This is a genomic window from Peptacetobacter sp. AB800 (assembly GCF_047807365.1).
Taxonomy (GTDB): domain Bacteria; phylum Bacillota; class Clostridia; order Peptostreptococcales; family Peptostreptococcaceae; genus Peptacetobacter.
The window spans coordinates 1-14,825 of sequence record NZ_JBLOUI010000025.1; the positions used below are offsets into that span (position 1 = coordinate 1).

The 14,825-nt window shown below is 30.6% G+C and carries 11 protein-coding genes and 1 tRNA gene; 11 read left to right on the forward strand and 1 reads right to left on the reverse strand.

What is annotated here, in order from left to right; genetic code table 11:
- The first annotated feature begins 1,747 nt into the window (after nt 1-1,747).
- The 5 genes from ACK2WN_RS08040 (at nt 1,748) to ACK2WN_RS08060 (ending at nt 4,286) form a co-directional block, all read left to right on the forward strand.
- The gene (locus tag ACK2WN_RS08040) at nt 1,748-1,879 is read left to right on the forward strand and encodes a hypothetical protein (protein WP_416155294.1); all 132 of its coding nucleotides are present in this window, start codon (nt 1,748-1,750) and stop codon (nt 1,877-1,879) included.
- Between the two features lie 495 nt (nt 1,880-2,374).
- Nucleotides 2,375-2,803: a hypothetical protein gene (locus tag ACK2WN_RS08045; protein ID WP_414697872.1), complete on the forward strand. Its 429-nt coding sequence runs from the start codon at nt 2,375-2,377 to the stop codon at nt 2,801-2,803.
- A 31-nt stretch (nt 2,804-2,834) separates the two neighbouring features.
- The gene (locus ACK2WN_RS08050) at nt 2,835-3,173 is read left to right on the forward strand and encodes a sigma factor-like helix-turn-helix DNA-binding protein (RefSeq protein WP_416155295.1); all 339 of its coding nucleotides are present in this window, start codon (nt 2,835-2,837) and stop codon (nt 3,171-3,173) included.
- An 18-nt stretch (nt 3,174-3,191) separates the two neighbouring features.
- On the forward strand, nt 3,192-3,620 hold the full coding sequence (locus ACK2WN_RS08055) for a hypothetical protein (protein ID WP_416155296.1): 429 nt from the start codon (nt 3,192-3,194) through the stop codon (nt 3,618-3,620).
- Between the two features lie 213 nt (nt 3,621-3,833).
- The gene (locus tag ACK2WN_RS08060; RefSeq protein ID WP_414697869.1) at nt 3,834-4,286 is read left to right on the forward strand and encodes a hypothetical protein; all 453 of its coding nucleotides are present in this window, start codon (nt 3,834-3,836) and stop codon (nt 4,284-4,286) included.
- A gap of 785 nt (nt 4,287-5,071) precedes the next feature.
- On the opposite strand, the gene ACK2WN_RS08065 is transcribed toward ACK2WN_RS08060, so the two are convergent.
- Nucleotides 5,072-5,153, reverse strand: a tRNA-Leu gene (locus tag ACK2WN_RS08065).
- Between the two features lie 222 nt (nt 5,154-5,375).
- On the opposite strand from ACK2WN_RS08065, the gene polA reads away from it, so the two are divergent.
- The 6 genes from polA to rsxC all read left to right on the forward strand — a co-directional run bounded on the left by polA (nt 5,376) and on the right by rsxC (nt 14,823).
- Nucleotides 5,376-8,030: a DNA polymerase I gene (polA, locus tag ACK2WN_RS08070; protein ID WP_416155297.1), complete on the forward strand. Its 2,655-nt coding sequence runs from the start codon at nt 5,376-5,378 to the stop codon at nt 8,028-8,030.
- Between the two features lie 8 nt (nt 8,031-8,038).
- Entirely contained in the window at nt 8,039-8,641 is a 603-nt protein-coding gene (coaE, locus tag ACK2WN_RS08075) for a dephospho-CoA kinase (protein WP_416155298.1), read from the forward strand.
- The gene (locus ACK2WN_RS08080) at nt 8,631-9,191 is read left to right on the forward strand and encodes a lytic transglycosylase domain-containing protein (RefSeq protein WP_300531273.1); all 561 of its coding nucleotides are present in this window, start codon (nt 8,631-8,633) and stop codon (nt 9,189-9,191) included. The genes coaE and ACK2WN_RS08080 overlap by 11 nt, the downstream gene beginning before the upstream one ends.
- A complete protein-coding gene (locus ACK2WN_RS08085; RefSeq protein WP_416155299.1) occupies nt 9,192-11,288 on the forward strand; it encodes an ABC transporter substrate-binding protein in 2,097 nt (698 codons plus the stop codon).
- 104 nt (nt 11,289-11,392) lie between these two features.
- On the forward strand, nt 11,393-12,868 hold the full coding sequence (locus tag ACK2WN_RS08090) for an SH3 domain-containing protein (RefSeq protein WP_416155300.1): 1,476 nt from the start codon (nt 11,393-11,395) through the stop codon (nt 12,866-12,868).
- Nucleotides 12,869-13,479: 611 nt separating this feature from the next.
- Nucleotides 13,480-14,823 (forward strand): electron transport complex subunit RsxC, encoded by a 1,344-nt coding sequence (gene rsxC, locus ACK2WN_RS08095; protein WP_118548859.1) that lies wholly within the window; start codon nt 13,480-13,482, stop codon nt 14,821-14,823.
- The last annotated feature ends 2 nt before the right edge of the window (nt 14,824-14,825 follow it).

Genomic DNA, 14,825 nt, shown 5'->3' on the forward strand with positions numbered 1-14,825 from the left:
AAGCGACCACACATTTTTTAATTCTTGTCAACATTTTTATAAAATAAAAAGACCCCATATTATTTCTAATATTGAGGTCTTTATGTTTTTCTACTAACTTAATGACATTGGGTTTATACCGTCCTTTTTTTATTGGGGTATAAGAGCCACAACTTAACTATTTCATTAAGATTTCACTAAGGTTACACTAAGAGCCGTTAAAAGCAGCTTGAGTTATAAAAGGGTGTAGCGATTTGCTATATCCTTTAAAAGTACCGCGACGGCAGTTTATATTAGGCTTGCATTGAAATAGTGCAACCATTGAAATTTAGGGCTTATCGTGAAACACGATTTTCTAAAATGTTGAAATATAGCTATTGCCCTAACACAAGGTAATTAAAAGTGTTGAAATATAGGGATTGTTCTGAAATAGAACTAACAAAAAAGAAGTATCCGGCCTTTTCGGCCACCCTAAAAAAGAGCATTGGGAAAAGATTTCGGCAAAATCGGCGCCCTTAAAAAAGAGGCTTAGTTATTCGGAGTTTTCGGAGTCCCTAAAAAAGACTAGCTATTTTTGACTTTTTTGACTCCCTAAAAAAGAAGTTAAAAGTAACTTGATAAAGTGAAATAAGATTTTTGAAAAAATTAATATAATGGAGTTATTTCAAGATATATATAATTTGCTAGTAACTTGCAACGTTGCAACAAAAACACAATTTATAAAAACGCGATTTAAAAACGCCGTCAGATTGATAATGATTGAAATATCAATGTATAGAAGGTATAACGCAAGTGCAACACGTTGCAACATTACAAGCTATATAATCTATTTTTGAGTTATGCAAGGTATAAACACAAGGCGAATTATTTACAAGGGCTTAGAATGTCAAATATAAAGCCACAATAACAATATCAATAACGATTTATCTAGTATTTCAAAGGTATTGGAGGGGATTGACAATAACAATATCAATAATGATTTTGAAGAATTTTCGCCAGGTGCGTTTTTATATTCGGTCGCTTGACCGATAAAACAGAGCCACCAGGGGCAAAAGTACAAACAGACCTAATAACAGACCTAATTTATCAAGTGTTTCCAATGGTTTGAAGTGTATCGACAATACTAATTGCAATACTAATTTTCATACTAATAACCATACGCATAAAGATAGTATTTATAAGGGCTTGAAGGGTGTTGACCATACGGAAAACCATACGAATTTTAAATATATCAGTCCTGGAGCTATAGAGCATATAAGACCGAGTAAAAACCGAGTAAGTGAAAATATTTCATGTGAAATTATTTCATAGGTAAGTGCGCATATTATAAGAGCCAGGAAACAAAAGAGTAGTCAACGAGGTTGACCCGTCAAATATATTGACTAGTAGCGAATGTGTAACTAGTAGCAAAAATGTAACTAGTGTAAAAATTTCACCCGTTCAAAATTTGAACTACTAACAAAATAAAAAACCACTCTACAAAGTTTGGCGACGGCGAGAGTGGGAAAAATGAAAAATAGATTTTTTTTATTTGTTTTTCGATAATTCATAATCAATCGAACCACTTTTTGTATGGTTCTTTTTCAATATTTATTATATCATTAAAATATTTTTTTATTCTGTTTTTCATTCGGTCGACCGATAGATATTTGAGTATAAATATAAATTTCTGAATTTTATTTGATATAATGCCAACTAGAGAACTACGCGAAGAAAAAAGGGTGGTTGATAGTTTGAACCTACTTTCTTATGAAAGGGGGTGAGAGCTATGAAAGATTTTATTAGTACCTTGTTAGAGATTGCGATAATACCCGTATTAAACGGTTTATTAATAAATCTAATTTATGAGAAAATAAAAAACCGCCCTTCTAACGCCAATAGAAGAGACGGTAAAAAATAAATTTTTAAATTTTTAACCTAAGACTATTGACCACCTTTTGCGTGGTTCTTTTTCTATATTCATTATATCACTTCAAAACGAAAAAATAAAGCAATTATAAAAAGTTATATCAAGATAAATCATTTCTATACGAGATATTCAAAAATAATACAAAATAACACAAAATAAAACAAAATATAAAATATAATTAAAAATATAAAGAGATATTACAAAATATATTAACTTATATTCAAATAGGCGAAAATATTCAATTTTAATCTTTTAAAGTGGTGTCTAAACACTAGTATTTTCAACGGTTTCAAAAAAACTGCGTATTTTCTATATTATGCGCATTTTTTATAACTAGAAAAAAGAGTAATATTATATCATATATTCACGAGGTATAATGTGAGGATATAAAAATAATTCAATCATGCTGCTAACTAGAAATTTAAAAACATACGTTCTGTGATGTGATATAATATTTTATATTCTTTTTCCTGGAGGTGCGTTTTTATGTGTGATGTAAAAAGAGAGCTAGAAAGCTATAATAGTTATAAAAGCGAATTGAAATATCTAAGTGTAGAATTAGAACACTTGAAAGAAAATGACGTTGATATAAAAAGTTGTCCTATTGGGGAAAGGGTACAAACTTCTAATATAGGCGACCCAACGGCTAATTTTGTTGTAGGTAGTGAACAAAGAGCCATAGAAATAAAAAAGGAAATGAGAAATATTAGTCAGAAAATACGATTAATAGACGCATTTATAAAAGGTTTGGAAGAAATAGACAAAAGAATAATAGAATATAAATTTAAAAAGAATTATAACTATGCTCAAATTGGGCGTGCTTTGGGTTGTAGTTCTACAATGGCACAAAATCATATTGAAAAAAGCTTGAAAGAGCTAGAATTTCTATTCGAAAATTATTATATACCTATTTAAATGATCTAAATATTACGGGTGGTGTTTTTTTATGTGTGATATAAAAAAGGAACTGAAAAAATATGATAAGTTGAAAAAACACATTAAAGTATTAGAAAATATTATAAAATTTGAAGATAACCAAGAGAGAATAAAAAAACTAGAAAATGAAATAATATCAATTAGATTTCAATTAAATATATTAAATAATCTAATTAAAGAATTGCCTGAAAAAGAAAGAAAAATAATCAAGTATAGATATATTAATAAATATAGTTGGGCGAAAATATGCACTATAACGGGAGATAGTGAAAGAACTGAAAGAAATAGAATGGATAACGGTATTAAAAAAATAGATTTTATATTCAATAAATATGGATATATTGTATAAATTGAAAGGGTGCGTTTTATGAATGATATTATATTGAACCGAATAGAGTTAAAAAATATATTGCGCTTTTTTGGGAAAGATATAATTGAAGGTATAGAGCACAAAAGAAGAAAAGAGCCGTTAAAAGATAATTTGAATTGTTCAAATAGTGAACTATTGGAGCATATAGAAGAAACGAGAGAGAAAAGACGCAATACAAGAATTATGATTTCAAGGTTACATATAGCCTATAAAACATTATCAGAAGAAAAACAAATACTTCTTAAATTGAGATTGATAGATTGTAATAATTGGAATTATACAAGTAAAAAAATAGGGTATAGTGAAAGAACTTTAAGAGATTGGGAAAATAACGCATTAAATGAGATATTAAACAAATACAATGAATTACTTGAAATAGAGATAGACGAAAATTTATTTGATGATATGTATTTTTTAGATATATAATAGAGGTATGATAAAGTACTTTGATTGCCTTGTATAAATCTTTTTCTTTGCTCAGTAGCAACCCACTGATGATATTAAAAGAGCCTAACAAGTATTATTATTTGTTGGGCTTTTTTAATACTCATTGTTGGAAAATGTTGGAAAAAAATATATATCTATTTGAGGATCTAAAAGAGCAGCTATCAAAATATTGTTCCTGGAGGTGTATTTTATATGAATAAATTACAGAAAAAAGAAGAGCGAAAACAGTTAGCGGAGTTTTTGAAATATTATGGTTTACAAGTAGTGGAAGGAATAGAACAGAACAGACTAAAAGAGCCATTGAAAGAAGAGTACCAGGAAGAGCCAACAGAAAGAAAATCAAGCTATATATTAGAAATTATAAAAGGAGCTGAGGAAAGCCGTTGTAATACAAGAATAGCAATTTCAATATTACATAGAGCATATGAGGAGCTAAAGGAAAAAGAGAAACAAATAATAAAAATGCGATTTAAAGAGCGAGAAAAGATATATTATATTTCAAAATCTATCAATAGAGGTGATACACAAACAAGAGTTATCTATTACAAGGCACTTGATAAAATGATTGATAGTTATAAGATATTTGATATATCAAGAATAGATAAAAGTTTATATAGTGATAAATACTTTGATTTTATTATATAGGGTGTCAATTTTACACCCTTTTTTTATTTATAACTATAATTTCAGAATAGCAGCATGAACAAATTCAGATGTTCAAAATATGAACGTCCAAAAATTCTAATTCCCGTTTAAAGGGATTTCAAAAATGCTAACAAATGCTAACATTTTGTAGTGTAAAAATATGAGATAATATCAGTAAAAAACTACACTACATATTGAGAACCTGAGAAAACTTGAAACTATTTTATATATAGAGGGGTTATTTTTGTACTCTGTACGATTTTATACCCGGTATTATTTTGTATATAGTCCAACAAAAAACTTGTCAAAACTTGACTATTTTCATATATAAAACCTTACAAAACCTAACATAAATTATATATATAGGCGGATAAGTTGTTGAAAATGTTAATAAATGTTAAGGTTTTATAATTAATCATGCTGCTAAACAATAACTTTTATTCCTGGAGCTTATAGGGATAATATTCAAAATGCTAATAAATGCTAAGGTTTAAAAATGTAGTGTAAAATATCAGTCCTATTTTTAGAAAGTTTGACACTACAACAGTTATGACAAGATGATGATATATTTTGTTATAAGATATTACTAATATTTCCTAAGGTAAAGAGCCATATTAAACGATTAAAAAAATAAAGATAATGTATTGTTTCACTTAATCACTACTTTTTACAAGGTAACAAGCTTTTTTTAATTCCCCTACAATTCCCCTACAAACCACAAAAAATAGAAAAACACCAACATAAAAGTTAGTGTTTTCAGTGTGTTTAAAAGATATATAATTTTATGGTACCGCTGACGGGACTTGAACCCGTACGGTTTCCCGCATGATTTTGAGTCATGTGCGTCTGCCATTCCGCCACAGCGGCAAGTTAAAAAACTATACTACATATTATAACAATTAAATATATTTGAATCAAGCATTATAACACATACAAAATCAAAAAAATATATAATTTAAAAAAGATTTATTTTTTATTAAGATATAATACTAAAAAAATTCACTCTGTTATGATAATATAATATAAGTAATGCAAAAAAGAATTGACAAGAAAAATTGAAATAAAAAAATGGAAAACGGAGTGATAAATTTGAATAAAAGACTCATCATAATAGATGGAAACTCGATAATAAATAGAGCTTTTTATGCTCTACCACAAACAATGGATAATAAAGAAGGACTTCATACAAATGCAATATATGGATTTACAACGATGTTGTTCAAAATGATAGAAATATATGAACCAACTCATATAAGTGTTGCATTTGATAGAAAGGCTCCTACATTTAGACATAAAGAATACAGCGAGTATAAAGCTGGAAGAAAGAAAATGCCTCAGGAACTGTTTGAACAGATGCAGCCATTAAAGGATCTATTAGATGCTTTCAAGATAGAGAGATTTGAAATAGATGGCTATGAGGCGGACGATATAATAGGTACTATATCTAAAGCTGCAGAAGAAGATGGATTTGAAGTATTTATAGTAACAGGGGATAAAGATGCTATACAGTTAGCGTCTAATAAGACTACTACACTTATAACTAAAAAAGGTGTAGCAGATGTAGAAGAATATAACTACGATTCAGTAATAGAAAAATACGAAATGACACCTACACAGTTTATAGATTTAAAAGGACTTATGGGAGATAAATCGGATAATATACCTGGTGTGCCTGGAGTAGGTGAAAAAACAGGTATAAAACTTATAAAACAGTTTGGAAGTATAGAAAACTTAGTTGAACATACAGATGAACTTAAAGGAAGTATTAAGAAAAAAATAGAAGAAAATAAAGAAGAAGCTATACACAGTAAATGGCTTGCTACTATTGTAAGAGATGTTCCAATAGAATTTGATTTAGATAAGATGATATTTGGAGACTACAAAGTAGAAGATGTTATAGAAAAATTCCAGTTCTTCAAATTTACAAGCCTTATAAAAAAGGTTATGGATATGAGCGGGGATTCTAATATGGCAGAAGATAACTCAACAGAGATAGATGTAAATTATGATGTGAATTCTTCAGAATTGATATCTATTATAAAAGAAAAGGGAGAGTTTGCATTAAAGGTAGTTTCTAAAACAGGAAATCTTTTAGAAAAGAATATAATATCTATGTATATTACATTAGATGGAGATAAAGTATTCTGTGTATCTGAAGATAAAGTAATAGACTTCAGAGAAGTTTTAGAGTCTAAGGATATAAAGAAATATGGATATAACATGAAAGAAGACTATGTGGCACTAATGCCTTATGAAATAGCTTTAAAAGGCATGTCATTTGATATAGCTATAGCAGAGTATTTAATAGACTCTACATCTACTAACACAAGCGAATGTAGTGCAATAGCAATGAAATACCTTATGAAGTCAGTTAAATCTAAAGAAGAGCTACTTGGAAAAGGTGTAAAGGCTAAAAAGTTTGAGGATTTAGCAAAAGAAGAGCTTTCTGGATATATTTCTTCAATTCTAAATACTGTAGTAAATGCTATGCCTAAGATGAAGGAAGAAATAGAAAGTACAGAAATAGAAAAACTATTCAACGATGTTGAAATGCCACTTGTAGAAGTATTGGGAAATATGGAGTATACAGGGATCAAAGTTGACAAGGAAATGCTTGCTGAGCTTGGAAAAGAGTTTACGAAGATAATATCTTCTCTTGAAGAAGAAATATACGGATATGCAGGCGAAGAGTTCAATATAAACTCTCCAAAACAGTTAGGTGTAATATTATTTGAAAAACTAGAACTACCTGTAATCAAGAAAACTAAGACAGGATACTCAACTAATGCTGAAGTTCTTGAAAAATTAAAAGATAAACATCCTATTATAGATAAAATAGGTGAATATAGACAGATAGTAAAATTAAATTCTACATATGTTGAAGGGCTTACTGCTCTTATAAACCCAATAGATGGTAGAATACATTCTACATTCAATCAGACTATAACTACAACAGGAAGAATTTCTTCTACAGAGCCAAATCTACAGAATATACCTGTAAGAATGGAAATAGGTAGAAGACTTAGAGCTGTATTTGTTTCGGATGATGAAAAAAGACTTGTAGATGCCGATTATTCTCAGGTTGAACTTAGAGTTCTTGCGCATATGAGTGGAGACGAACATATGATAGATGCATTTGCTCATGGAGAAGATATACATAGAAAGACTGCATCTCAGGTATTTAACGTGCCAGTAGAAGAGGTTACTCCAGAGCTTAGAAGTGCTGCAAAAGCTGTAAACTTTGGAATAATATATGGTAAAACTGATTTTGGTCTATCTGAAGACTTAAATATACCTGTACCACAGGCAAAACAGTACATAGAAAGTTATTTTGCTAAGTACGAAAAAATAAAGGAATTTATGGATAATATTATTGAAACTGCTGAAAAAGATGGATATTCTCAGACAATGTTCAATAGAAGAAGATATATTCCTGAAATAAAATCTAAAAACTTTATGGAAAGAAATAGAGGTAAAAGAGCTGCAATGAACGCACCTATACAGGGAAGTGCGGCTGATATTATAAAGATAGCGATGGTAAATGTATTTAGAAGATTAGAAAAAGAAGAATTAAAATCAAAACTAATACTTCAGGTACACGATGAGCTTATCGTTGAAACTCCAATAGATGAACTTGAAAAAGTTGAAAAAATAGTTAGAGAAGAGATGGAAAACGCAGTAGATATGAAGGTTTCACTTACTGTAGACTTAAATACTGGCGTTTCTTGGTATGAAACAAAGTAGGTGATTATATGCTAAAGATTGGACTTACAGGAAGCATAGGTTGTGGTAAAAGTAGCCTTTCTAATATATTGAAAAATCACAGTATACCTATAATAGATGCAGACATAAAAGGAAGAGAAATATATGAAGACAAAGAACTACTAAAGGCTATTGAAGATGCCTTTGGTAGTTCTGTAATATATGAAGACGGTACTCTAAACAGAAAAAATCTTGGGAAAATAGTTTTTAGCGATGATAACAAGTTAGAAAAATTAAATAGTTTAACGCATCCAGCTATAAGAAAAATGATAAATGATGATCTTGATAAATATGAAAAAAGAGGAGAAAAAATGGCTGTAATCGACGCTGCACTTCTAATAGAAGCTGGTTTTGTAAGTATGCTAGATACAGTAGTAGTTGTTATATGTTCAGAAGATGTACAGTTACAGAGAGTAATACTTAGAGATAACTGCAGTGAAGATGAAGCTATGGGTAGAATAAAATCACAGATGCCTCAAGAAGAAAAGGTGAAATATGCTGAATTTGTTGTAGATAATTCAGGAACATTAAATCAGTTAGAGGAAGAAGCAGAAGAGCTGATTAGAAAGCTAGAGGAAAAAATTGAAAAATAAAACTAGCTTAAAAGTGATTTTAGTTTTGATTTTATTCTCAATAATTTTTATTGGATTTAATTTTAAGTCTATTGAAGAAATGTTTTATCCAAGAAGATATAATGAGTACGTTCAAAAGTATTCAAAAGAATACAATATAGATAAATATTTAGTATATAGTGTTATAAAGGCTGAGAGTAAATTTATTCCGGATGCGCAGTCTCATAAAGGAGCCAAGGGACTTATGCAAATAAGTGATACTACGGCAAAATGGGCAGAAAAAGAAATAGGAATAGATAGTAAAAAGATTTTTGAGCCTGAAACAAATATAAAGACAGGATGTTGGTATTTAGCTAGACTCTATAAGGAGTTTGGCAAGAGAGATTTAGTCATAGCAGCTTACAATGGTGGATCAGGAAATGTAAGAAAATGGCTAAAAGATGAGGAATATAGTAAAGATGGAGTAAATCTTCATGATATTCCATTTGAAGAGACATTAAAATATGTGGATAAAGTAAATAGAAATTATGCCATGTATAAAAAAATATACTGCGGGAAGGAAGCAAATTAGATGAAAAAAACTAAGATTATTAGTATTATATTAGCCGTAGCCCTTGCAGTAGGGGGATGTTCGGCTTTTAATGGCGATAAAAAAGAAGAAAAGACAAGCGATACAAAGAAAACATACTCAGAAAAGATACAGTTGGCAATACAGAAACCAAGTACGATAAGTCCAATTACTAATACGGATGAAAGTGTTTTAAATGTATTAAATCTAGTATATGATGGGCTTTTTGAGCTTAATAAAAACTATAATGCAATACCTAAGCTAGTAAAAAATAGTAAGATGTCATCTGATGGTAAGCAGATGGATATAGTTTTAAAAGATGCGAAATGGCATGATGGAAATCCTGTAACAGCAGATGATGTAGCTTTTACTGTTTCATCAATAAGATCTAATAAAACAAGTCCATATAATTATATGGTGCAGAATATATCTGATGTTGTAGTAAATGGAGAAAAAAATCTTACTATAAAATTCAAAAATAATGCTGCATTTGCAAAGGAAAATTTAACATTTCCTATAGTCAGCAAGGTTCAGTTATCTGGAAAAGATATAAATAATGTTGATGCAAATAAGGTAGGTAATGGAGTTTATAAAATTGCAAGTTATTCAGATAGAGAGGGAATATCTCTAGAAGTAAATAAAGATTACTATGGAGATATTCCAAAGAGTGCTATGAATATAAATGTAAATATTGTTCCAGATGAAGATACAATAGTATCTACTGTTGAGGCATTAGAGAGCGATATGGTTAAGGCGGATTCAGATAATTTAAGCCGGTTCCAGAATAGCCGGTTTGACATTAAGTCTTACGAGGGAAGAGATTATGATGCTGTTATAATAAATCAGTCAAATTTACTTCTTGCAAATGCTAATTTTAGAAAGGCGATAGTTTCTGCAATAAATAGAACTGCGATAATAGAAAATGGATATATGGGGCATGTACATTCTGTAAATATTCCGATAAATTCTAAATCTAAATATTATGAAAGCTCTATAAAAAATATGGAATATAGCACAGAAAATGCTGAAAAATATATGAAAGAGATAAAAATTAATAAGAAGGATAAGATTAAGGAAACACAGGTAAATGCTACAAATAAACCTAATAATAAGGTGAATTCAAGTAGTGGAAATAATAAAACAAATTCCTCTAATAAACCTAGTAGTTCTGGAAATTCTGGTGGATCTAGCAACAATACAGGTACTTCAGATAATAGTGGATCAGATGCAAATCAAGCACCTAGTGGAGGTGATTCTGGAACTCAGAACAGTGGAGGCTCTAATGCAGGAAGTTCTTCAGGTGGAGAATCAGCAGGTAATGGAGCAGGAGGAGAAGCTAGAATTCTAGATTCTTCTGAAGAAACTAGAAATACTGTTTATTCTACTGATGAGGATAAGGAAGAGTTTGAAAAAATTGCTGATGAAAATAATGATTCTGTTATAGCTAAAAATCTTGTTAGAACTACTAATAACAATAAAGAAAATGCAAATAATCAAAATAATAATGCGGCTAATAATAATCAGAACAGCAACAATCAAAATAATAATACAACACAGAATAAAAATGATGCAGCTAATAAAAAAACTAAAAAAGAAGAAAATCCTTATTACACAGAAAAAGAAATAAAAACTATGATAAACTCTATAACTTTAAAAATAATCGTAAATAGAGAAAATAGTGAAAGAGTCAAATCTGCAAATATGATATCTGAAAACTTAAAGGCTGTTGGAATTAAGTCAGAGGTTGTTCTTTTAGATTCACTTGGCATGCAGAAATCATTAGCTAATAGATCATATGATTTAGCTGTTACAGGATGGCAGATATCTAGTATCCCTAATATAACAGAAATTATGAAAGCTATATGTCCTAATGATGCAGGACTAAATGAGAGATTAGGAAAGATACAGGGAGCAACTAGTGAAGAGGATATTAAGAAAATTTATGCAGATATAGAAAAATATTGCATAGATAATGCATTATTTATAAGTATAGGTGTAAAAGATAACTATATGATTATAAATAAAAGACTAAAAACTGATTTATATATGAATGATTATGACCAGTATAGAGGTATAGAAATGGTAACTCCTTCAAAATAATTTATAAAGTTTTTGCATTATTTGGTAAAATAAGATATTCTATAATTAGGTATAAAAAATAATAGAAAATTCTTTTAAATAGATATTATTATGGAGGTGGTTTAATGAAAAAGGCAATAGCAGCGCTAGGAATAAGTGCGGTTACATTAGCGATGTCTTCTGCTGATTCTAGTGCTCTTGAAACAGCGACAGTTACGGCAGATGCTCTTAATATGAGAAGTGGGCCTGGAATAAGCTATAGTAAACGGGGAGTGCTTCATAAGGGCGCTAAGGTAACAGTTCTTGAAAAATCAAAAGGATGGGTTAAGATAAAAGATTCTTCAGGAAAAACAGCTTGGGTAAGTGGACAGTATTTAAGCACATCTGGAAGTAGCTCAAGCAACTCATCATCAGAAAGTGCGGGATATATTGCGTATGTTTCTGTAAACTCTAGCTTAAATGTTAGAAGTGAGTCTTCTACATCTGGAAGTGTAATTGCATCTTTAAAAAATGGCGAAAAAGTTCAGGTAATAGAGAAAAAGGACAATGGATGGAGCAAGATAAAAACAGAGTCTGGTAAAGTAGGATGGGCTAGTAGTAAATATCTAGTAAATACACCAAGTAACTCTGGAAATACTAGTTCACAGAATAATTCTGTAGCAGCTTCAGGAAACGTAAAGGTAAATACATCTAGTGGCCTAAATGTAAGAAAAGGACCAGGAACAAATCATGCTATAATTGGCTCTTTAGCTGGAGGAAGTGTTGTTCAGGTAAAAGAAAAGTCTGGAGGTTGGGTAAAAGTTGTATTATCTAACGGAAGTACTGGTTGGGTAAGTGGACAGTATGTAAGTTCTACAAATGAATCTACTTCAAATTCAGGATCATCTCAGAATAATAAACCACCACAGAATAATGAATCTACAGTGGCATCAGGAAGAGTTAAAGTAACTATATCAAAAGCTCTAAATATAAGAAAAGGACCAGGAACAGGTAATGCTATAGTTGGCTCTTTAGCTGGAGGAAGTGTTGTAGAAGTTAAAGAAAAATCTAATGGATGGTATAAGATAAAAACAGCTAATGGTGTAGAAGGTTGGGTAAGTGGAGATTATGTTACTCCAACTGATGAACCTCTAAGCGGTGGAGCAAGTAGTAACAATTCTAGTTCAGGAAATAATAGTTCTAGTAGTAATAATAATGGATCTTTTGGAAGTGGAGAAAGCTCTGCTACTGGAGATAAGATAGTTGATTATGCATACACATTATTAGGAGTTCCATATAAATGGGGCGGAAATGGACCTTCAAGCTTTGACTGTTCGGGATATACTCAGTGGGTATACAAAAATGCAGCAGGAATTAGCATACCAAGAGTATCAAGAGATCAGGCTCAGGCAGGTAGTGCAGTAGAAAAAGGTAACTACAAAAAAGGAGATTTATTATACTTTAATACTGGAGGAAGTGGTGTAAGCCATGTCGGTATATATATAGGTGGAGATAAATTCATACATTGTAGTGGAACTCAGTCAAAACCAGGTTCAGTAAAAGTAAGCTCGTTAAATGGATATTACGGAAACGTACTTTTAGGAGCTAGAAGATTTGTTTAATTGATTTTAAAAATAAATACAGTTATATAAATAAGGACATCATACAAAAAATTGTACTGATGTCTTTTTTATGTATTTTTAGAGCTTGTAGTTTTATAAAAATTATCATTTTTGGGGGTAAATACATACAAATGTGAATACGTTTGCAAAATTATTTAAAAAATGAAAGAAAAAATTCGTAAAGTATAAAAAAATGACGATAAAGTATGAAAACGATTGAAAAATTTTTGAATATAAATTATAATATAGAAGTTAAAAAGGTGTTGGATAAAATAAATAGCTTGAAATTTTACGCTGAGCTATACTTTTTTATGATGACTTATATTTTAAAGTCTGTTTTTAGTGTGCAGTTGTATCTACATATGTATACAAGATACAATTGTTGAAAAATAGACAAATAGAGTGACAAAATAAAAAAATATATAAACATATATCTTTAATTCTGCTAGGTATAGGTTTTAAATAAGAAAAAATACCTAAGTTAAGGTGGAATTCTAAAGTTTGTGGGTAAAATTGGAGATATTTTTTTAACAATACTTAAGTATTTTTATTATATATAGTATACTAATATATGATAGAAAAATTGTTTATTATAGATAGGGGGTAAAATAATGAAACTCTTAACTTTTAAGGGAGGTATACATCCTCCACATGGAAAAGAGTACTCTAACAAAAAGCCAATTGAAAGAGCTGAAGCTCCTAAAGTGGTTTACATTCCTATTCAGCAGCATATAGGTGCTCCGGCAAAACCTATAGTTGAAGTAGGAGATGAAGTTAAGCTAGGACAGAAAATAGCTGAAGCTGGTGGATTCGTTTCTGCCAACATACATTCTTCTGTATCAGGAAAAGTTATAGCTATAGAACCACATGAAATACCAAACGGTAAAGGTATGTGTATAGTTATAGAAAATGACTTTAAAGAAGAACTTCATGAAAGCGTTAAACCTCATGGTAAGTTAGAAGATCTTTCAAAAGAAGAAATAGTAGAAATAATAAAAGAAGCAGGTATAGTTGGTATGGGTGGTGCAACATTCCCAACTCACGTTAAAGTATGTCCTCCTCCAGGATCAACTGCAGAGTTCGTAATACTTAACGGTGCAGAATGTGAACCTTACTTAACAGCTGACCACAGATTAATGCTAGAACAGCCAGAAAAAGTTGTTTTAGGATGTAGAGCTTTAATGAAAGTTCTAGATGTTAAAAAAGGATTTATAGGAATTGAAGAAAACAAACCAGATGCTATAGAAGCTGTTCAGAATGTAGCTAAAGACTTCCCAGAAATAGAAGTTGTTACATTAAAAGTTAAATACCCACAGGGTGCTGAAAAACAGTTAATATATGCATGTACTGGTAGAGAAGTTCCATCAGGTGGACTTCCAATAGCTGCAGGAGCTGTTGTTGACAACGTTGGTACAGCGGCTGCTATAGCAGATGCTATAACAACTGGTATGCCTTTAGTAGAAAGAATAACTACTGTAACAGGTCCTTGTATAGCAGAACCTAAAAACTTAGTAACAAAAATAGGTACTAGAGTAAATGAAATAATAGACCAGTGTGGAGGATACAAAGAAGGTACTAACCTTGGTAAAGTTATCATGGGTGGACCAATGATGGGATTCACACAGTGGCATACAGAAATCTCAACTAATAAGGGATCTTCAGGTATACTTCTTTTAACAGAAGAAGAATCAAGAACTCCAGAAATGCAGAACTGTATAAGATGTGGTAGATGTACAGATGTATGTCCATCATTCTTACAGCCGTTATTAATAAGTGCATATTCAATGAAAAATGATTTCGATAGAGCTGAAGAATTCAACGCTATGGATTGTATAGAATGTGGTTCATGTTCATTCATATGTCCAGCTAGAAGACCTCTTGTTCAGACAATAAGAACAGCTAAGAGAGAAATCGGTGCTAAGAGAAGAAAACAGCAGGCAGCACAGAAAAAATAATA